Raw genomic sequence first — 18,816 nt, 5'->3', positions numbered from 1 at the left:
ATCGATGACCACGACCAGTCCCACCAAGACCGTGCCGGACCTCGCCCCGGCACCGCTTCCCGCCTCCGCCGACAAGGGCGGCGGCCGTTTCAAGCTCGGCGCCGGCCAGCACCTCAAGGGCGGCCCGTTCACCTATGCCGCCCTGATCGTCGTCGGCCTGGGCTCCGTCTTCCCGCTGTACTGGACGCTGGTGGCCGCCTCCCACGACCAGCAGCGCGTCCTCGACAGCCCGCCGCCGTTCCTGCCGGGCGGCCGGCTGTGGAGCAACCTCCAAGCGGCCTGGGACCAGGCCCACTTGGGCAAGGCCATCGTGAACAGCTTCATCGTGGCCGGCTGCATCACCGCGGCCACGCTGTTCTTCTGCACCCTGGCCGGATACGCCTTCGCCAAGATGCGCTTCCGCGGCCGCGGCGCCCTGATGACCGCGGTCATCGCCACCCTGACGATTCCGCCGCAGCTCAGCGTCGTCCCGCTGTTCATGATGATGGCGGACATCGGGTGGGGCGGACAGCTGGAGTCGGTGATCTTCCCGACCCTGGTCGGCGCGTTCGGCGTCTTCTTCATGCGCCAGTACCTGCTGGAGGCGCTGCCCTACGAGCTGATCGAGGCGGCCAAGGTGGACGGCGCGACCAACATCCGCATCGTCTGGAACGTGGTCCTGCCCGCCGCCCGGCCCGCGATGATGGTCCTCGGCATGCTCACGTTCGTGCAGGCGTGGAACGACTTCTTCTGGCCCTTCCTCGCCCTGAACCAGGACAACCCCACCCTCCAGGTGGCACTCGGCCAGCTCAGCGCCTCCTACACCCCTGACCAGAGCATCGTCATGGCCGGAGCGCTGATCAGCGCCCTGCCGCTGCTGCTGGTCTTCGTCGTCTTCGGCAAGCAGATCGTCGGCGGCATCATGGCGGGCGCAGTCAAGGGCTGACCCGGGCGACCGCCGGGGGGCCGGCACCAGGCCCCGCCCCCCGTTCGCCGTTCCGTACGGCCCGCCCCGCCCGCGGGCCGGGCCCGGCCGGGCGCCCAGTGCCGTGCCCCGTCCGCTTCCCCCCATCGCCGGACCACCGGCCCTTCCTCACGCCACTTGGGAGCGTTCTCTCCATGACTGCCGTACGAACCGAGACCAAAGCCGAGCCGGCCGCAGACACCTCCTTCCCGTCGGGCTTCGTCTGGGGCGCCGCCACCGCCGCGTACCAGGTCGAGGGCGCCGCCGCGGAGGACGGCCGGACCCCCTCCATCTGGGACACCTTCAGCCACACCCCCGGCAAGGTGCGCAACGGCGACACCGGCGACATCGCCGCCGACCACTACCACCGCTACCGCGACGACGTGGCGCTCATGAAGGACCTCGGCCTCGGCGCGTACCGCTTCTCGATCTCCTGGTCGCGGGTCCAGCCCACCGGCCGCGGCCCCGCCGTGGAGCGCGGCCTCGACTTCTACCGCCGGCTCACCGACGAGCTCCTGGAGGCGGGCATCACCCCCGTCGCCACCCTCTACCACTGGGACCTGCCGCAGGAGCTGGAGGACGCGGGCGGCTGGCCGCAGCGCGACACCGCGCACCGCTTCGCCGACTACGCGGAGATCATGGGCCGGGCCCTCGGGGACCGCGTCGGGCTGTGGACCACCCTCAACGAGCCCTGGTGCTCGGCGTTCCTGGGCTACGGCTCCGGTGTGCACGCCCCCGGCCGCACCGACCCGGCCGCCACCCTGCGCGCCGCCCACCACCTCAACCTGGGCCACGGCCTGGCGGTCGGGGCGCTGCGCGCGAACCTGCCGGCGTCCGCGCAGACCTCCCTCACCCTGAACCTGCACGAGGTGCGCCCCCTCACCGACAGCCCCGAGGACGCCGAGGCCGCCCGCCGGATCGACGCGGTCGGCAACAGGGTCTTCACCGGGCCCGTGCTGGACGGCGCCTACCCCGAGGACCTGATCGCCGACACCGCGCACCTGGTCGACTGGGCAGCGCTGGTGCACGACGGCGACCTGGAGGAGATCTCCCGTCCCATCGACGTGCTGGGCGTCAACTACTACGCCCCGACCGTGGTGTCCGCCGGCGACGGCACCGGCACCAAGAACGACGGCCACGGCGCGAGCGACCACTCCCCGTGGACCGGCTCCGAGCACGTCGACTTCCACCTCGCCAACGACCAGCTCACCGCGATGAACTGGGCCATCGACCCCGACGGTCTGCACACCCTGCTGACCGGCCTGGCCGCGTCGCACCCCCGGCTGCCGCTGATGGTCACCGAGAACGGCGCCGCCTTCGACGACTACGTCTCACCCGAGGGCCGGGTGAACGACCCGCAGCGGATCGCCTACCTGCACGCGCACCTGGAGGCCGTCCGGCGGGCGGTGGCCGACGGGGCCGACGTGCGCGGCTACTTCCTGTGGTCCCTGCTGGACAACTTCGAGTGGTCCTACGGCTACTCGAAGCGCTTCGGCGCGGTCTACGTCGACTACTCCACCCAGCGCCGCATCCCCAAGGCGAGCGCCCACTGGTACGCCGAGGTGATCCGCCGCAACGCGCTGCCGGCCGCCGGGCAGGAGTGAGGCCGGTCCGTCCCGCAGGCCGGGACCGCACCCCGGCCGGACCCCGCACGTCGTCCGGCGGCGCCCTCGCCTGAGGGAGCGGGACGGGCGCGAGGGGCGCCGGGCGGCGGGACCCGGCGGCGGGACCCGGCCGGGTTCGGACACCGGCCTGCACGGACGCCGCCCTGACACCCGCCGTCCCCGCCGCGCCTTCCTGCCGCCCGGTGCGGGAATCCGCCGTCCGGCGAGGGAGAATGGGCCGGGGAGGGCCGGGGCGACGACTGTTACATTCCTGGCCTGAATGCTGCGAACGGAAGGCGGCGACCATGGCGGTCAGCAGTGGGCGGAGCCGGGGCGGCCGCCGGCCGACCCTGGAGGAGGTCGCCGCTCGTGCCGGGGTCGGTCGCGGCACGGTCTCCCGGGTCATCAACGGCTCGCCCCGGGTCAGCGACGCCACCCGCGCGGCCGTCGAGGCGGCGGTCGCCGAACTCGGATACGTCCCGAACACGGCCGCCCGCGCCCTGGCCGCCAACCGCACGGACGCCATCGCCCTGGTCGTCCCCGAGCCGGAGACCCGCTTCTTCGCGGAGCCGTACTTCTCGGACATGCTGAAGGGCGTCGGCGCCGAGCTGGCGGACACGGAGATGCAGCTTCTGCTGATCTTCGCGGGCAGCGACAAGGAGCGCCGCCGGCTCGCCGAGTACCTGGCCGCGCACCGGGTGGACGGCGTCCTGCTGGTGTCCGTGCACGCCGACGACCCGCTGCCCGACCTGCTCGCCCAGCTGGAGATCCCCGCCGTGATCAGCGGCCCGAGGTCGGCGCGCGAGTCGCTGGCGTCGGTGGACTCCGACAACTTCGGCGGCGGCCGCTCCGCCGTCGAGCACCTGCTGGCCCGCGGCTGCCGCGAGATCGCCCACATCACCGGCCGCCTCGACGTGTACGGCGCCCAGCGCCGCGTCGACGGCTACCGTGAGGCGTTGCGCGACGCGGGGCACGCGGCGGACGAACAGCTCATCGAGCAGGGGGACTTCACCGAGGAGGGCGGGCGTCGCGCGATGGCCGCGCTGCTCGACCGGCGCCCCGGCCTGGACGCGGTGTTCGCGGGTTCGGACGTGATGGCGGCCGGCGCCCGGCAGGTCCTGCGCGAGCAGGGCCGCCGCATCCCCGACGACGTGGCGCTGGTCGGGTACGACGACTCGGCCATAGCGCGTCACATGGACCCGCCGCTCACCAGCGTCCGCCAGCCCATCGAGGAGATGGGGCGCAGGATGATCGACCTGCTGCTGTCGGAGATCGCGGACAGCCGCCCCACGGTGTCCCGGGGGCCGGAACGGCGGCAGGTGGTGCTGGCGACGAAGCTGGTGGAGCGGGCTTCGTCCTGACGGGCCGAGCGGGGGCCCGCGCACCGTGCGGGCCCGTACACCGCGGGCCGCCCGTACAACGCGATCAGCCGGTGACCTCCTTCACAGGAGATCACCGGCTGATTACTCAGGGTGAGTGACGGGACTCGAACCCGCGGCATCCTGGACCACAACCAGGTGCTCTACCAGCTGAGCTACACCCACCACGCCCGGCAGTTGGACTTTGCGGTCTCCCTACCGGCCGAGAAAAAGTGTACAGGGTCCGAAGGGGTGCTCGCGCACGGCTTTCCCGAGGCCGTCCGAACGTCGTTTGCGGGAGCCCTACCCGGCGGGCAGGACGTGCTTGGCCGCGATCGACTTCGCCGTGTCGGAGTCGGGGCCGGGCTGCGGCACGAACACGGCCTCGCGGTAGTAGCGCAGTTCCGCGATGGACTCGCGGATGTCGGCGAGGGCGCGGTGGTTGCCGTTCTTCTCGGGGCTGTTGAAGTACGCCCGCGGGTACCAGCGCCGGGCGAGCTCCTTGATCGAGGAGACGTCGACGATCCGGTAGTGGAGGTAGTTCTCCAGGGCCGCCATGTCCCGGGCCAGGAAGCCGCGGTCGGTGCCGACGGAGTTCCCGCACAGGGGGGCCTTGCCCGGTTCCTTCACGTGTTCCCGCACATAGGCGAGGACCTGTGCCTCGGCCTCGGCGAGCGTCGTCCCGCCCGCCAGCTCGTCGAGCAGTCCGGACGCGGTGTGCATCTGACGCACCACCTCCGGCATCGTCTCCAGCGCCCGGTCCGGCGGGCGGATGACGATGTCCACACCGTCGCCGAGGATGTTCAGCTCGGAGTCGGTGACGAGGGCGGCTACCTCGATGAGAGCGTCGTCGGACAGCGAGAGGCCGGTCATCTCGCAGTCGATCCACACCATGCGATCGTTCATGCGACCACCCTAAAGCTGACGTCGCCTTTTGAGGCGTCCCGTGTCCGGCGCCCTTGGGGGCGCGCCCGGACGCCGGTCGGGCCGGGACCTCCCGGCCCGACCGGCGTCGGGGGTCGTTCACATGCCGCTGCGCTGCCCCGGCACGCTCGCCCGCGAGGTCGCGTACGCCTCACGGGCGTGCTCGGACGGCAGGGAGGCCGACGAGCCCATCGCCCCGGCCGTCGCGGCGGCGGTGCGCCGGATCTGCGGAGGCACCGGTCCGGGCGACTCGGGGTGCAGCGACGGCGGCGGTGGCGGCGGGGGAGACGGCTCGTGGTCCGTCGGCCGTTCGCTCTGCGGCCTGCGCGCCCGGTACGCCGCCCGGTACGCCGCCGGCGACGAGCCGAGCTGGCGGCGGAAGTGGCCGCGCAGGGCCACCGGCGAGCGGAAGCCGCAGCGGCCCGCCACCTCGTCCACCGAGTAGTCCGACGTCTCCAGCAGACGCTGCGCCTGAAGCACCCGCTGGGTGATCAGCCACTGCAGCGGCGCGCTGCCGGTCAGCGACCGGAAGCGGCGGTCGAAGGTGCGCCGGCTCATATAGGCGCGTGCCGCCAGCGTCTCCACGTCGAACTGCTCGTGGAGGTGCTCCAGCGCCCAGGCGACGACCTCGGCCAGCGGGTCGGCGCCGATCTCCTCGGGTAAAGACCGGTCGAGGTAGCGCTCCTGGCCGCCCGACCGGCGCGGTGGCACCACGAGACGCCGGGCCAGCGCGCCCGCCGCCTCGTTACCGTGATCTGTCCGCACGATGTGCAGGCACAGATCGATTCCGGCCGCGGTGCCGGCCGACGTCAGCACGTCGCCGTCGTCCACGAAGAGCTCTCGTGGATCCACGTGGACCGACGGATAGCGCTTGGCCAGCGTCGGTGCGTACATCCAGTGGGTCGTGGCCGGACGGCCGTCCAGCAGGCCCGCGGCGGCCAGCACGAACGCGCCGGTGCACAGGCCCACGATGCGGGCGCCCTCCTCGTGCGCCCGGCGCAGTGCGTCGAGCGCCTCCTCCGGCGGTGGCGATGTGATCGAACGCCAGGCCGGCACGACGACCGTGCCCGCCCGCGAGATCGCCTCCAGGCCGTGTGGTGCGGTGAGTTCCAGGCCCCCTGTGGTCCGCAGCGGGCCTTCTTCTCCGCCGCACACCAACAAGCGGTAGCGCGGTACGCCGGCGTCCTGGCGGTCAATCCCGAACACCGACAGCGGAATGGAACTCTCGAATATGGGGCCGCCGCTGAACAGCAGCACCGCGACGATCTCCTTGCGGCGTCGCCCGGACAGCTTCCGGGCCACGGCTTCCGGCGCGGCAGTGGAGTCGTGGCTCATCCTGCTAAGCCCCCCTCGGTGGTCGCGGCTCCTCGGTTGTGTCGCTCCTGCACGTTTCCCCTCGGTCCTGCACGAGTCCCCCGCCGTAGACAGTCAAGATCGAATCTAACGTGTCGCACGATGCCGACGTGGCCAGTTCACTACCCGGCAGATTGTCGACATGGCAACTTGGCGTGAAGCATTCGATCACGAAGCGTTGCACTCGTGGGCCGTGCAGGGAAGTGCGCCTCGGTGCGGTGGCCAATCCCCGTAGGGTGCACGGGTCCCCCGAGGCCCTTTCCGTGCAGGTGGAACGGGGGGTGAGGGGTGGTTACGGCAAGGGATGCACACTTACCGGAAGTTGGCTGAAAACAAGCGGGTCCGTGCGTGAAAACCGGTCAACCGACCGGTGAGTTTCCCCCGGAGTGACGACCCCCGCGACGGGACCCCGTTCCGGTGCGCTGGCGGTGCCCCGGGTGGTGCGCCCCGGGCGCGGGCTCCTCGGCCGCCGGCCGGGCCGCACACCGCTCGGACCGGCGCAGCAGCACCTGGCAGACGGCCGTGACGGCGGCGAGGCCGAGGGCGGTGCCGGCGGCCCCGGCGAGGGAGGCGCCGTACCAGAGGAGGACCACCGGCACCAGGACACAGGTGAAGGCCGCCCAGCGAATCAGGTCGGTCGTCCGGTCTTCGGCGGCGCGGGGCTCGGGGGTGGTGCGGGGCGAGGGCATCGGGCGGGCTCCTTCCTGGGCGGCGGCGCTGCGGCGGGGGCGGTGCCGCGGGGCTCGGTCGGCGGGCGGCGGCTCACGGGGATCACCGGTTCACGGGGTTCAACGCCTGTTCGAGCGGTCGGTCACTGTCAGGAGGGGTCCGGGTCTCGGTGAATCCCGCGCAAACCGCCTGTACGGGGCAGCAACCATTGCGTTACGGGCGTCCGCTCGTGCATGCTCCCTGGAACCCCCACCGGGGGCGTGCGGGCACTGGGCCCAGGAGGCGTGCCGCCGTACCCTTGGGGGTATGGGGTTGGGAAGAGGATTCCCGGACAGCTCCGCCGCTCACCGCCGTCCCACCCGTATAAGGATCGATACGCCGAGACAGCCATGGCCGGTCACGAATTCTTCGAACCCGCGGACCGCAAGCGGCCCGTCGCCGACCCTACGGCGGCCGAGCCCCTGGCGGCTGAAGAGGCACGTCATTCCTGCGATCCCGCCTTCAAGCACGGGGTGGTCGTCGGTTTCGACGGCTCCACGTCCAGCGAACGCGCTCTCGCGTACGCCATCGGCATGGCCCATCGCTCCGGGTCGGGCCTGATCATCGTCCATGTCGCCAACCGGCTGCCCACCACGGTGTGGGCGGGCTGCGAGCCGCCCGTCTTCGTCGACGTGCCCGACCATCGCACCGAGGTGCTCGGTCTGGAGCTGGCGTGTGCGGACTACCTCGCCGAGGTGCCCTGGATCCTCGTCGAGCGCGGCGGCGACATCTGTCACGAGCTCGAAGAGGTCGGGCGGGAGTACGAGGCCGACGCGATCGTCGTCGGATCCACGCACGGCCTCGTCGGCCGGCTCTTCGGTTCCGTCGCGGGCCGGCTCGCCAAGCGGGCCAAGCGCCCCGTCGTCGTCATTCCGTAACTCCCCGTTCTCCCAGGTGGGATGAGATCCCGGCGCTTCGGGTCCCCTGTGCGCGCGAGATGAGACTACTGACGCGTAGGGGTGTTTGTGCCTTTGTGAAGGGCATATATCGCTCACACAACTGCACATGCCTGAAGGGAGCTTGCCGTGGACAACGACGTCTCTGCGGGAAGCAGCACCATCACGATCGCCGGCCGACTCGCCCTCGGCGTCACCCTGTTGGCCTTCGGACTCGGGTACACCGACCTCATCGACGGCGTGACGGCCGCGGACGCCGTGTCCCTCGCCCACTACGTCGGCGGTGTCGCGCTGTTCGTCGCCGGACTGTTCGCCCTGCGCGACCGGGACGCGGCCGCAGGCACCGCCTACACCGTCCTCGGCGCCTTCTGGTTCACCTGGGCGGTCTCCGCCGGCGCCCAGGTCTCCGACAACGCCGCAGGGCTCTTCCTGCTCCTGTTCGCCCTCGTGGCGCTCTCCCTGACCCTCGCCGGCGGCGACCGGCTCGGCCAGGCGGCCTACGGGCTGTTCTGCGTCGGTCTGGTGCTGATGGCCGTCGCCCGCTTCGCCGGCGGCGACGGACTCACCGAGGCGGGCGGCTGGTTCGCCGTCGCGGCGGGCGCGGTCGCCTGGTACGCGGCGACGGCGGCTCTGGCGCACTGGCCCACGGCGCTCCCTCGACGTGCTGCCCGCCCCGGCGTGACGGCCGCGGGCTGAACCGGCAGCCGGCGCCGGGGAGTCGGGCGTCCCCGGCGAATGGAGCGGGCCCCCCGTGCATGGTGGCAGCACGGGGGGCCCGTTCCGGTTGCCCGGCCGCCGAGGACCGGCGGGGCCTGCTCGCGCGGTCGGCCCGCGCGGCGAGGGGCGACTACTCGACGGTGACCGACTTCGCCAGGTTGCGCGGCTTGTCGATGTCCCGGCCCAGCGACTTCGCCGTGTAGTAGGCGAGGAGCTGGAGCGGGATGCCCATGAGGATCGGGTCGAGCTCGTCCTCGTTCTTGGGGACGACGATCGTCCGGTCGGCCTTCTCCTGCTCCCGGTGGGCGACCGCGACGATCCTTCCGCTGCGGGCCTTGATCTCCTCCAGGGCCGCGCGGTTCTTCTCCAGCAGGTCGTCGTCGGGGACGATCGCCACCGTCGGGAGCGCGGGCTCGATGAGGGCCAGCGGACCGTGCTTGAGCTCGGAGGCCGGGTAGGCCTCGGCGTGGATGTACGAGACCTCCTTGAGCTTCAGCGAGGCCTCACGGGCGACCGGGTAGCCCCGGACGCGGCCGATGAAGAGCATCGAGCGGGCCTCGGCGAGCTCCTCGGCCAGCTTCTCGATCTCCGCCTCCTGCCCCATGATCTCGGCGATCTGGGCGGGCAGCTTGCGCAGACCCTCGATGATCCGCTTGCCGTCGCGCACCGACAGGTCGCGGGTGCGGCCGAGGTGCAGGGCGAGCAGCGCGAAGGCCACCGTCGTGTTGGTGAAGCACTTGGTCGACACGACGCAGACCTCGGGGCCGGCGTGCACGTAGACGCCGCCGTCCGCCTCACGGGCGATCGCCGAGCCGACCACGTTGACCACGCCCAGCACCCGCGCGCCCTTGCGCTTCAGCTCCTGGACGGCCGCCAGCACGTCGTAGGTCTCACCGGACTGCGAGACGGCGATGTACAGCGTGTCGGGGTCCACGACCGCGTTGCGGTAGCGGAACTCGGAGGCGGGCTCGGCGTCCGCGGGGATGCGGGCGAGCTCCTCGATCATCTGGGCGCCGATCATGCCCGCGTGGTACGAGGTGCCGCAGCCGAGGATCTTCACACGGCGGATCTGGCGCGCCTCGCGGGCGTCCAGGTTGAGGCCGCCGAGGTGCACGGTGGAGAAGCGGTCGTCGATGCGGCCGCGCAGCACGCGGTCCACGGCGTCGGCCTGCTCGTGGATCTCCTTGTGCATGTACGTGTCGTGGCCGCCCATGTCGTAGGAGGCGGCCTCCCACTCCACGGTGGTGGGCTCGGCCGTGGTGCGGGTGCCTTCGGTGGTGTAGGTGCGGAAGTCGTCCGCCTTGAGGGTGGCCATCTCTCCGTCGTCGAGGGTGACTATCTGGCGGGTGTGGGCGACCAGCGCGGCGATGTCCGAGGCGACGAACATCTCCTTCTCGCCGATGCCGAGGACGACCGGGGAGCCGTTGCGGGCGACGACGATGCGGTCCGAGAAGTCGGCGTGCATCACGGCGATGCCGTAGGTGCCCTCGACCACGCGCAGCGCCTCGCGGACCTTGTCCTCGAGCTTCTCGGCCTGGGCGCGGGCCACGAGGTGGACGAGCACCTCGGTGTCCGTCTCGGAGAGGAATTCGACGCCGTCGGCTTCCAGCTTCTTCCGCAGGTCGGAGGCGTTGTCGATGATGCCGTTGTGGACGACGGCGACCTTGAGGTCGGCCGACATGTGCGGGTGGGCGTTCACGTCGGAGGGAGCGCCGTGGGTGGCCCAGCGGGTGTGGGCGATGCCGGTGGTGCCCTTGAAGCGCGCCGGGACCTTGGCCTCCAGGTCGCGCACCCGGCCCTTGGCCTTGACCATCTTCAGGCCGGCCGTCTTCGGGGAGGTGACGACTATGCCCGCCGAGTCGTACCCGCGGTACTCCAGGCGCTGCAGGCCCTCCAGGAGCAGGGGAGCGACGTCACGCTTCCCGATGTATCCGACGATTCCGCACATGTATACGTATCCCCAAGCTTCGGTTCAGCCGTAGACGATGCGCCGCAGTTGCCTGAGCGTGAGCTCGGGCGGCGCCACCGCACGGTATTTCAGGTCCGCCTCGATCCGTTCGAAGATCTCCGCGTTCACCAGGCCCTGGGCCTGGAGCTCGCGGTGGCGGCGACGGACGAAGTCCTCGGTCGTCTCGTCGAAGTAGGCGAGCACGTCCTGGATCACCCGCAGCGCCTCGCCCCGCTGCAGGGGCGTGGAACGCGTCAGGTGATCAACAAGTTCGTCGTGCACCCGGTAGATCCTGAGGGACGCGAGCCGGTTTCGCAAGAATCGTGCCCGATTTCGGGCAGACGGCTGTTAGGGAGCCTTGGGAGAACATTGAATGTGTTATGGGGCGCTGTTCGCGAACCGTCCATTCGGCGTCTTGCGGCCCGTAGCCGGAGGCGACGAGTTTCAGACGTCATGGACACTCCTCGCATGGGCGTACCCGAGCAGCTCGCCGACCGCATGAGCATGGCCGAGCAGCACGAGTATCTGCGCGCCAAGTTCTCCCGGCGCACGATGATCAGAGGCGGCGCGGTCACCCTGGGCGCCGTCACGGGTGGCGCGTTCGTCACCGGCGCCACGGCACAGGCCGCCGTTCCCACCCAGCCGCTCTCGCACACCGAGACCGTCGACGGCGCTCTCGTCGCCCCCTTCGGCCGCCACCTCGCCTACGGCACCGACCCGCGCACCGAGATGACCGTCTCCTGGCAGGTCCCGGTCGCGGTGAAGAAGCCGTTCATCCGCATCGGCGCCCACCCCTGGGACCTCTCCCGCAAGATCGAGGCCGAGGTGCGCACCCTGTACACCCCGGCCGGCGTCGGCGCCAGCGGCGACCACACCCAGTACTACGTGCACGCCGAGCTCACCTGCCTCAAGCCGGGCAGGACGTACTACTACGGCGTCGGCCACGCGGGCTTCGACCCGGCCGCGCCGCACCTGCTGGGCACCCTGGGCACCTTCACCACGGCCCCCGCCCACAAGGCGCCCTTCACCTTCACGGCCTTCGGCGACCAGGGCGTCAGCTACCACGCCCTGGCCAACGACAGCCTGATCCTCGGCCAGAACCCGGCCTTCCACCTGCACGCCGGCGACATCGCCTACGGCGACCCCGCCGGGCAGGGCAAGACCTCCGACACCGTCTTCGACTCGCGCACCTGGGACCAGTTCCTCGCCCAGACCGAGTCCGTCGCCAAGTCGGTGCCGTGGATGGTGTCGTACGGCAACCACGACATGGAGGCCTGGTACTCGCCCAACGGCTACGGCGGCGAGGAGGCCCGCTGGAACCTTCCCGACAACGGCCCCGACAAGAAGAACCTGCCGGGCGTCTACTCCTTCGTCTACGGCAACACGGCGGTCGTCTCGCTGGACCCCAACGACGTCTCCTTCGAGATCCCGGCCAACCTCGGCATATCAGGCGGCACCCAGACCAAGTGGTTCGAGGCGCAGCTCAAGAAGTTCCGCGCCTCGAAGGACATCGACTTCGTCGTGGTGTTCTTCCACCACTGCGCGTACTGCACCTCGACCGCGCACGCCTCGGAGGGCGGCGTGCGCCAGGAGTGGGTGCCGCTGTTCGACAAGTACCAGGTGGACCTGGTCATCAACGGCCACAACCACCAGTACGAGCGCACCGACGTCATCAAGGGCAACACCGTCACCAAGAAGCTCCCCATCGGCGGCACGGCCTACCCCGAGACCGAGGGCGTCGTCTACGTCACGGCGGGCGCGGCGGGCCGCAGCCTGTACGCCTTCACCGCCCCGGACTCCTACGAGGGCCATGAGCACGAGGTTGACTCGGTGGCCTCGTTCGTCAACCTCAAGGACGGCAAGCAGAACGAGACGGTCGCCTGGTCGCGCGTGCGCTACCTGAACTACTCGTTCCTGCGCGTGGACGTGACCCCCGCGCCCAAGGGCCACTACACGACCCTGAAGGTCCAGGGCATCGCGGAGACCGGCGACCGGATCGACCACTTCACGGTGGCCCGCAAGGCGAAGTAGCCGGGCCGGCGCGCCCGGAAGGCGGGGCGCGCACCCCCGGCGCCGGCGCCGGCCGGCAGGCGGTCCTCACCCGCGCTGGGGTCTGTCGTTCGGATCAGGTCGCAGGGCATCGGCGGGACCTGCCGATGCCGGCCCCCGCGTCTGCGGGGTGGTCCAAACGACAGGCCTTAGAGGCGCTTGAGGACCGCATGTTTGGCCAGGGCGAACTCGTCGTCCGTCAGGACGCCGTCGCGGTGCAGTTCGCCGAGCTCGCGCAGCCGCCGCAGCAGCGCGTCGTGGCCGCCCTCGGCGGCAGGGCCGGGCAGCTGCGGCCGTACGGCGTCCTCGGCGCCTGCGGCCGGATGCGGGAGCCGTGCCTGCACGGCCGCCGCGACCAGGGCCATCAGCGGGTCCTTCCTGAAGCCCCACAGCTCCACGGCGTTCGGGTCGTACTTCGGCGGGGTCGTGGCGGGCGCGTGCCGCAGGCGGAACCGCAGAGCCCCGTTCTCCAGACCCGCCGAGGGCTGCCACTCCACGCCGTCGATCTCCGCGACCGACAGTGTGCGGGGCCCCGCGGACGACTTGGCCTCCTCCGTCTTCCAGTTCCACTCCAGCCGTACGGTCTCGCCGTCGAAGCTCGCGGTGCCGTCCCCCGCGGAGACGGACAGGGGCACGGAAGGGCCGGGGAGGAGATAGGCGTCCACCGGGTCGGACGGGACCTCGTCCAGCAGCAGCGCGTTGCGCACCTCGTCCACGAAGTACTCGGCGACGCCGTACCGGTCGGACTCGACGAGCAGCTGGTACGGATCGTGCGGCTCGGCCAGCCGGCCGCCCGTCGCCTGGAGCAGCGGGTCCGCCCCGTCCCGCAGCCGCAGCCTGAGCCGCCCGGCCTTCTTCCCCTGTTCGAACGACACCCCCGCCAACGCCCGTAGCGGGACGACGAGTTCACCCAGCTCCCGGCGCAGCAGTCCGACGTTCCTGTCCCGTCCCGGCGTCAGCCGCAGGGCGTCGCCGTCGAAGATCCACGTGCCGTCCTTCTGCAGGATTTCCGCCATGCGGGGATTGTTCCACCGCCCCGGGCCGGGCACACGGCGGCCCGGCGGGCACACGACGGCGGGCTCCCCGGGGACCGTACCCGGGGAGCCCGCCGGGCCTGGTCAGAACCCCGCGACGGGGTTCCGCAGGGTGCCGACCAGCTGGAGGGCGCCCGACGGGTCGGCCAGGTCCACCATCTGCCGGTTGTCGCGCAGTTGCAGGCGGTTGAGGCAGGACAGGGCGAACTCGGGGGCGAACATGTCGTACTGGCGGAACCGGTCGGCCAGTCGGGGGTTCGCCTCCTGGTAGGCGCGGGTGACCTCGGCGACCGTGCGCCAGAACTCGTCCTCCTCCAGGACGCCCTCGGCGGCGAGGCCGGCCGCGAGGAAGCGGAAGAAGCAGTCGAAGACGTCCGTGAAGATCGACAGGAGCTTCTTGTCCTCGGGCACGTCCACGCGGATGCGCCGGACCTCGGGCGGCAGCACCGCGTCCGGGTCCATGACGGCGATCTCCTCGGCGATGTCCTTGTAGACCGCCCGCTGCACGACGCCGTCCTTCAGCACCAGGATCGTGTTCTCGCCGTGCGGCATGAACACCAGGTCGTAGGCGTAGAAGCTGTGCAGCAGCGGCGTGTAGTAGGCCTGGAGGTAGGCGCGCAGCCACTGTGCCGGGGGCAGGCCCGAGCGCTCGACGAGCGCGCCGGCCACCGACCGCCCCTCGTGGTCCACATGGATCAGCGAGGCCATCGTCGCGAGCGACTCGCCCTCCCGCAGCGCCGGCACCGGGCTCTCCCGCCACAGCGCCGCCAGCATCTTGCGGTACGGCGAGTAGCGGTCCGTCGCGGCCTCGTACTCCAGGTGCCGGTAGCCGACGGCGGCCCGCTCACGGATGATCGACAGACCGGTCGACCTCAGCACCGGGTCGTCGTCGATGAGCCGGGCCAGCCAGTCGTTGATGGCCGGGGTGGCCTCCATGTAGGCGGCCGACAGTCCGCGCATGAAGCCCATGTTGAGCACGGACAGGGCGGTCTTGACGTAGTGCTTCTCGGGGTGGGTCCGGTTGAAGAAGGTGCGGATCGACTGCTGCGCCAGGTACTCGTCGTCGCCCTCGCCCAGGCACACCAGGTTCCCGCGGGCGATCTCGGACGCGAAGGTGACGGTGATCTTGTTCCACCACTGCCAGGGGTGGACGGGGATGAGGAGGTAGTCGGCCGGGTCCAGGCCGCGCTCGCGCAGGACCGCGTCGAACCGGTCGACGGTCGCGGCGCCCAGCTCCTCGCGCACGAAGGACGCGTACTCGATGCCGGCGCCGGCCGTGAACGAGGCCCGCGAACGGTGCGCGGCCAGCCACACCAGCCGCACGGGGCTCGCCGTCTCCGGCGCGTACGCCAGGTACTCGTGGATGCCGAAGCCGAGCCGCCCGTTGTTGGCGACGAAACAGGGGTGGCCCTCGGTCATCCCGGTCTCGATGGCCTGGAACCCGCTGCGGACCAGCTCCGCCGAGGTGACCTCGGGCTTGGCGAACTTGTAGCAGGCGCCGGAGAGGGTGGAGGAGATCTCCTCGAGATAGACCGGCAGGATCTCGTCGCTGAGCCCCAGGGACGACTTCAGCTCGACGAAGAAGTCCAGTGCCTCGACGGGGAGTTCGGCTCCGTCGCGCGTACGGGTGATTGAGTCGGCGTCGACCTGCCAGTGGTCGAGGGCGCGGCGGACGGCGGTGAATCGGTAGGACGTCAGCCCGTCGTCGCTGCGGACGGCGTACCGGCCCTCCTTGCCCTCGGCCGTGGCGAGTTCCTCGGGCGTGGCGAGCCGCTCGTGGGCGAACTCCGCGAGGGCCTTGCGCACCAGCAGACGGTTGGCCTTCGCCCAGTGTTCGGGGGAGAGGTGGGCCACGGCGTCGGCGAGGCTCATGCGGTCACCCCCGTCGCGGCGGCGAACCGCTCGCGGGTGCAGAAGCTCAGCAGCGCCGTCTTCTCCGGCTTGCGGATCTCCCGCTCGGCAACAAAGCCGACGGCCTCGTTGAGGGCGTGCACGGCCTTGTTGGAGACGTCCGGCTCGACGACGACGCGCCGCACCGCCGGGTCCGCGAAGAGGTGCGCCACGACGGCGGTGATCACCGCGCGGGTGAAACCGTGCACCGGCCGGTCCGTGGGGGCGACCAGGAAGTGCATGCCGACGTCGCCCGGGAGCGGTTCGTACAGGCCGACCAGCTCGCGGTGGACGGGGTCGTAGTGCTCCATCAGGAAGGCCGGCTCGCCGTCGTGCAGTCCGAGGAGCGCATGGTGGTGCTCGTCGGCGGCGATGTCCGTGTAGGCCCGTTCGACGTCGACGAGTTCCGCGTCCTGCATCATCCAGTAGGCGGCCTTGGGGTGCGTCACCCAGCGGTGCAGCAGCCCGGCGTCGCGGAGCGGGTCGAGGGGACGCAGGGAGAGGCGGCCCACGGCCGCGGGGATGGTCATACGCCGAACTCCTGGAACGCGATCGTCTTCTCGACCGGGTAGTACTCGCTGCCGAGCAGCTCGCGGATGATGTAGCTGTTGCGGTAGGCACCCATGCCGAGGTCGGGCGAGGTGACGCTGTGCGCGTGCACGCCCGCGTTCTGCAGGAACACGCCCCGGCCCGTGGTGTCGATGGCGTAGTTGCGGCCGACGTCGAAGTTGCCGTGGGCGTCGCGGCGCAGTCTGTGCCGGACCGGCGCGAGGAACGCGGGCTCGGCGTAGTGGTAACCGGTGGCCAGCACCAGCCCCTGGCTGCTCAGCTCGAAGTCCTTGCCCTGCTCCTCCTGGCGGAAGGACAGCGTGTACGTGCCGTCGGCGTGGCTCGCGCCGGTGAGGGCCGAGTTGGTGAGGAGCCGGGTGGGGACGGGGCCGCCGAGGCTCTTCTGGTAGAGCAGGTCGAAGATCTCGTTGACGAGATCGCCGTCGATGCCCTTGAACAGGCCCTTCTGCTCGTCGGCGAGGCGGTAGCGGGTCTGCTCCGGCAGGGCCCGGAAGTAGTCGACGTACTCGGGGGAGGTCATCTCCAGGGTGAGCTTGGTGTACTCCAGCGGGAAGAAGCGCGGGGAGCGGGTGACCCAGTTCAGCCGGTAGCCGTGCACGTCGATCTCGCAGAGCAGATCGAGGTAGATCTCGGCGGCCGACTGCCCGGAGCCGACCAGGGTGATCGACTCCTTCTTCTGCAGCTCCGCCTTGTGCTGCACGTAGCGGGAGTTGTGCAGGAAGTCGCCGCCGAGGCCGGCGCAGGCCTGCGGGACGTGAGGGGAGGTGCCGGTGCCGAGGACCAGGTGCCGGGCGCGGTGGACGTCCCCGTCGGTGGTCCGCACCGCGTACAGCTCGTCGCTCTCGTCGTAGGTCACCTCGGCGACCGTCGTCGAGAAGCGCACGCTGGTCAGCTTGTCGGCGGCCCAGCGGCAGTAGTCGTCGTACTCCACGCGCAGCGGATAGAAGTTCTCGCGGATGTAGAACGAGTACAGCCGGCCCTTCTCCTTCAGGTAGTTGAGGAAGGAGTAGGGGGACGTCGGGTCGGCGAGGGTGACCAGGTCCGACATGAACGGGGTCTGGAGGTGGGCGCCGTCGAGGAACATCCCCGCGTGCCACTCGAAGCAGGGCTTCGACTCCAGGAACAGGCCGTCGAGTTCGGCGATGGGCTCGGTCAGACAGGCCAGTCCGAGGTTGAAGGGGCCGAGCCCGATCCCCACGAAGTCATGGACGGTGTCCGTGGATTCAGCAAGCGCGGTCAAGGGACTCTCCCAGGTACTGCTCGGCATGGCCGGCGATCAGGTCGAGGACGGCGGCGATGTCGTCGGTCGTGGTCTCGGGGTTGAGCAGGGTGAACTTCAGGTAGTGGCGGGCGCCGACCTTGGTGCCCGCGACCACCGCGTCGCCGGAGGCGAACAGCGCCTTGCGGGCGTGGAGGTTGGCGCGGTCGATCTCGGCCGGGTCGGTGACGGCGGCGGGGATGTAGCGGAAGACGAGGGTGGACAGCGACGGCTGGACGACGACGTCGAAGCGCGGGTCGGCGGCCAGCAGGCGCCAGCCGTCGACGGCCAGGTCGCAGACCTCGTCGAACAGCCGGCCGATGCCGTCGGCGCCCATCGTGCGCAGGGTCATCCACAGCTTGAGGGCGTCGAACCGGCGGGTGGTCTGCAGGGACTTGTCCACCTGGTTGGGGATGCGCTCCTGCACCGTGCGGCGCGGGTTGAGGTACTCGGCGTGGTAGGTGACGTGCCGCAGCGTGGACCCGTCCCGGACCAGGACGGCGGAGGAACTCACGGGCTGGAAGAAGGACTTGTGGTAGTCGACGGTGACGGAGTCGGCCCGTTCGATGCCGTCGATGCGGTCCCGGTACTTCACGGAGGCGAGGAGCCCGCAGCCGTAGGCGGCGTCGACGTGCATCCAGGCGCCGGACTGGGCGCACAGCTCGGCGATCTCGGGGAGCGGGTCGATGGAGCCGAAGTCGGTGGTGCCGGCGGTGGCGACGACGGCCATGGGGACGAGGCCGTCCTTCCGGCAGCGCTCCAGCTCGTGGGCGAGCGCCACGGTCTGCATGCGCTTGTCGTGGTCGACGGGGACGGTGATCACCGCGTCCGGGCCCAGGCCGAGCAGTTTCGCCGACTTCTGCACGCTGAAGTGGCTGACGTCGGAGGCGAAGACGCGCAGTCTCGCCAGGGAGTCGGACTTCGCCTCCTCGCGGGCCAGCAGCAGGGCCTGGAGGTTGGACTGGCTGCCGCCGGAGGTGAACACGCCGTCGGCGGCGGGGCCGAGGCCGGTGCGGGCGCACGTCCAGTCGATCAGTTTGCGCTCGATGAGGGTGCCGCCGGCCGACTGGTCCCAGGTGTCGAGGGAGGAGTTGACGGCGGACAGGACCGCCTCGCCCAGCACGGCGGGGATGACCACGGGGCAGTTGAGGTGGGCGAGGTAGCGGGGGTGGTGGAAGTAGACCGCGTCGCGGAGGTAGACCTCCTCCAGCTCGTCGAGCACGGCGGCCGTGTCGCCCAGGGGCCGGTCGAGGTCGATCGCGTCGATGCGGGGCGCGAGGGCGTCGGCCGTGACGCCGGTGAACGGACGGTCGGTGGCGGCGAGTTTGGCGGCCACCCGCTCTACTCCTTCGGTCACGGAGCGGCGGTAGTGCTCCGCGGTCGTGTCATTGAGCAGGTGCGAGCGCATGGTGGGGGCCCTCCGGGGGTGGGGACGGGGTCCGGGGCGGAGCGGGGCGGTTCGGGGGCGGACCGGAGCGTTTCGGGGACGGATCCCAGATCAACTTAGGTAAGCCTAACCTAACTTTGATCACCCTGATCCTGAGTGTGCCGTGACGGTGGTCAC

Annotated in this window: 16 protein-coding genes and 1 tRNA gene; 6 read left to right on the top strand and 11 right to left on the bottom strand. The window is 70.9% G+C overall.

Annotated features, from left to right (window positions below; translation table 11 throughout):
* The first annotated feature begins 4 nt into the window (after positions 1-4).
* The 3 genes from Sri02f_RS03745 (at position 5) to Sri02f_RS03735 (ending at position 3,908) form a co-directional block, all read left to right on the top strand.
* The gene (locus tag Sri02f_RS03745; protein WP_108999605.1) at positions 5-925 is read left to right on the top strand and encodes a carbohydrate ABC transporter permease; all 921 of its coding nucleotides are present in this window, start codon (positions 5-7) and stop codon (positions 923-925) included.
* A gap of 173 nt (positions 926-1,098) precedes the next feature.
* A complete protein-coding gene (locus tag Sri02f_RS03740; RefSeq protein ID WP_108999604.1) occupies positions 1,099-2,547 on the top strand; it encodes a GH1 family beta-glucosidase in 1,449 nt (482 codons plus the stop codon).
* Between the two features lie 305 nt (positions 2,548-2,852).
* Complete coding sequence (locus Sri02f_RS03735; protein ID WP_108999603.1) at positions 2,853-3,908, top strand: LacI family DNA-binding transcriptional regulator; 1,056 nt, start codon at positions 2,853-2,855, stop codon at positions 3,906-3,908.
* A gap of 110 nt (positions 3,909-4,018) precedes the next feature.
* On the opposite strand, the gene Sri02f_RS03730 is transcribed toward Sri02f_RS03735, so the two are convergent.
* The 4 genes from Sri02f_RS03730 to Sri02f_RS03715 all read right to left on the bottom strand — a co-directional run bounded on the left by Sri02f_RS03730 (position 4,019) and on the right by Sri02f_RS03715 (position 6,871).
* A tRNA-His gene (locus Sri02f_RS03730) sits at positions 4,019-4,091 on the bottom strand.
* Between the two features lie 117 nt (positions 4,092-4,208).
* The gene (gene orn / locus Sri02f_RS03725; RefSeq protein WP_108999602.1) at positions 4,209-4,811 is read right to left on the bottom strand and encodes an oligoribonuclease; all 603 of its coding nucleotides are present in this window, start codon (positions 4,809-4,811) and stop codon (positions 4,209-4,211) included.
* A gap of 117 nt (positions 4,812-4,928) precedes the next feature.
* Positions 4,929-6,164, bottom strand: a complete 1,236-nt coding sequence (locus Sri02f_RS03720) for a helix-turn-helix domain-containing protein (protein ID WP_108999601.1) — start codon at positions 6,162-6,164, stop codon at positions 4,929-4,931.
* 377 nt (positions 6,165-6,541) lie between these two features.
* Entirely contained in the window at positions 6,542-6,871 is a 330-nt protein-coding gene (locus Sri02f_RS03715; protein WP_108999600.1) for a hypothetical protein, read from the bottom strand.
* A 369-nt stretch (positions 6,872-7,240) separates the two neighbouring features.
* On the opposite strand from Sri02f_RS03715, the gene Sri02f_RS03710 reads away from it, so the two are divergent.
* Positions 7,241-7,768 carry a universal stress protein gene (locus tag Sri02f_RS03710; protein ID WP_107443814.1) on the top strand — a complete coding sequence of 176 codons (528 nt, stop codon included), beginning with the start codon at positions 7,241-7,243 and terminating at the stop codon, positions 7,766-7,768.
* A 147-nt stretch (positions 7,769-7,915) separates the two neighbouring features.
* The gene (locus Sri02f_RS03705; protein WP_108999599.1) at positions 7,916-8,482 is read left to right on the top strand and encodes a GPR1/FUN34/YaaH family transporter; all 567 of its coding nucleotides are present in this window, start codon (positions 7,916-7,918) and stop codon (positions 8,480-8,482) included.
* Positions 8,483-8,633: 151 nt separating this feature from the next.
* On the opposite strand, the gene glmS is transcribed toward Sri02f_RS03705, so the two are convergent.
* A complete protein-coding gene (gene glmS / locus Sri02f_RS03700) occupies positions 8,634-10,451 on the bottom strand; it encodes a glutamine--fructose-6-phosphate transaminase (isomerizing) (protein WP_108999598.1) in 1,818 nt (605 codons plus the stop codon).
* A 24-nt stretch (positions 10,452-10,475) separates the two neighbouring features.
* The gene (locus tag Sri02f_RS03695) at positions 10,476-10,733 is read right to left on the bottom strand and encodes a hypothetical protein (protein WP_069769676.1); all 258 of its coding nucleotides are present in this window, start codon (positions 10,731-10,733) and stop codon (positions 10,476-10,478) included.
* Positions 10,734-10,919: 186 nt separating this feature from the next.
* Here Sri02f_RS03695 and Sri02f_RS03690 point away from each other — a divergent pair, with 186 nt between their 5' ends.
* Positions 10,920-12,482, top strand: a complete 1,563-nt coding sequence (locus tag Sri02f_RS03690; RefSeq protein WP_108999597.1) for a purple acid phosphatase family protein — start codon at positions 10,920-10,922, stop codon at positions 12,480-12,482.
* A 167-nt stretch (positions 12,483-12,649) separates the two neighbouring features.
* Here the strand turns inward: Sri02f_RS03690 and Sri02f_RS03685 are convergent, their stop codons facing one another.
* The 5 genes from Sri02f_RS03685 to desA form a co-directional block, all read right to left on the bottom strand.
* On the bottom strand, positions 12,650-13,516 hold the full coding sequence (locus Sri02f_RS03685; protein ID WP_108999596.1) for a DUF4429 domain-containing protein: 867 nt from the start codon (positions 13,514-13,516) through the stop codon (positions 12,650-12,652).
* Positions 13,517-13,618: 102 nt separating this feature from the next.
* Complete coding sequence (locus Sri02f_RS03680; protein ID WP_108999595.1) at positions 13,619-15,406, bottom strand: IucA/IucC family protein; 1,788 nt, start codon at positions 15,404-15,406, stop codon at positions 13,619-13,621.
* A complete protein-coding gene (locus Sri02f_RS03675; RefSeq protein ID WP_108999594.1) occupies positions 15,403-15,954 on the bottom strand; it encodes a GNAT family N-acetyltransferase in 552 nt (183 codons plus the stop codon). Before Sri02f_RS03675 ends, Sri02f_RS03680 begins: the two co-directional genes overlap by 4 nt.
* On the bottom strand, positions 15,951-17,261 hold the full coding sequence (locus Sri02f_RS03670; RefSeq protein WP_373865061.1) for a lysine N(6)-hydroxylase/L-ornithine N(5)-oxygenase family protein: 1,311 nt from the start codon (positions 17,259-17,261) through the stop codon (positions 15,951-15,953). The genes Sri02f_RS03675 and Sri02f_RS03670 overlap by 4 nt, the downstream gene beginning before the upstream one ends.
* Positions 17,218-18,660: a lysine decarboxylase DesA gene (desA, locus tag Sri02f_RS03665; protein WP_108999592.1), complete on the bottom strand. Its 1,443-nt coding sequence runs from the start codon at positions 18,658-18,660 to the stop codon at positions 17,218-17,220. Before desA ends, Sri02f_RS03670 begins: the two co-directional genes overlap by 44 nt.
* Between the last annotated feature and the right edge of the window lie 156 nt (positions 18,661-18,816).

Source organism: Streptomyces rishiriensis (genome assembly GCF_003112535.1).
Taxonomy (GTDB): domain Bacteria; phylum Actinomycetota; class Actinomycetes; order Streptomycetales; family Streptomycetaceae; genus Streptomyces; species Streptomyces rishiriensis.
This window is presented reverse-complemented; position numbering and strand designations above follow the sequence as displayed.

Coding starts and splice junctions, on each gene's coding strand:
- Sri02f_RS03745 (WP_108999605.1), top strand. CDS start 5: ATGACCACGACCAGTCCCACCAAGACCGTGCCGGACCTCGCCCCGGCA.
- Sri02f_RS03740 (WP_108999604.1), top strand. CDS start 1,099: ATGACTGCCGTACGAACCGAGACCAAAGCCGAGCCGGCCGCAGACACC.
- Sri02f_RS03735 (WP_108999603.1), top strand. CDS start 2,853: ATGGCGGTCAGCAGTGGGCGGAGCCGGGGCGGCCGCCGGCCGACCCTG.
- orn (WP_108999602.1), bottom strand. CDS start 4,811: ATGAACGATCGCATGGTGTGGATCGACTGCGAGATGACCGGCCTCTCG.
- Sri02f_RS03720 (WP_108999601.1), bottom strand. CDS start 6,164: ATGAGCCACGACTCCACTGCCGCGCCGGAAGCCGTGGCCCGGAAGCTG.
- Sri02f_RS03715 (WP_108999600.1), bottom strand. CDS start 6,871: ATGCCCTCGCCCCGCACCACCCCCGAGCCCCGCGCCGCCGAAGACCGG.
- Sri02f_RS03710 (WP_107443814.1), top strand. CDS start 7,241: ATGGCCGGTCACGAATTCTTCGAACCCGCGGACCGCAAGCGGCCCGTC.
- glmS (WP_108999598.1), bottom strand. CDS start 10,451: ATGTGCGGAATCGTCGGATACATCGGGAAGCGTGACGTCGCTCCCCTG.
- Sri02f_RS03690 (WP_108999597.1), top strand. CDS start 10,920: ATGGGCGTACCCGAGCAGCTCGCCGACCGCATGAGCATGGCCGAGCAG.
- Sri02f_RS03685 (WP_108999596.1), bottom strand. CDS start 13,516: ATGGCGGAAATCCTGCAGAAGGACGGCACGTGGATCTTCGACGGCGAC.
- Sri02f_RS03680 (WP_108999595.1), bottom strand. CDS start 15,406: ATGAGCCTCGCCGACGCCGTGGCCCACCTCTCCCCCGAACACTGGGCG.
- Sri02f_RS03675 (WP_108999594.1), bottom strand. CDS start 15,954: ATGACCATCCCCGCGGCCGTGGGCCGCCTCTCCCTGCGTCCCCTCGAC.
- Sri02f_RS03670 (WP_373865061.1), bottom strand. CDS start 17,261: ATGCCGAGCAGTACCTGGGAGAGTCCCTTGACCGCGCTTGCTGAATCC.
- desA (WP_108999592.1), bottom strand. CDS start 18,660: ATGCGCTCGCACCTGCTCAATGACACGACCGCGGAGCACTACCGCCGC.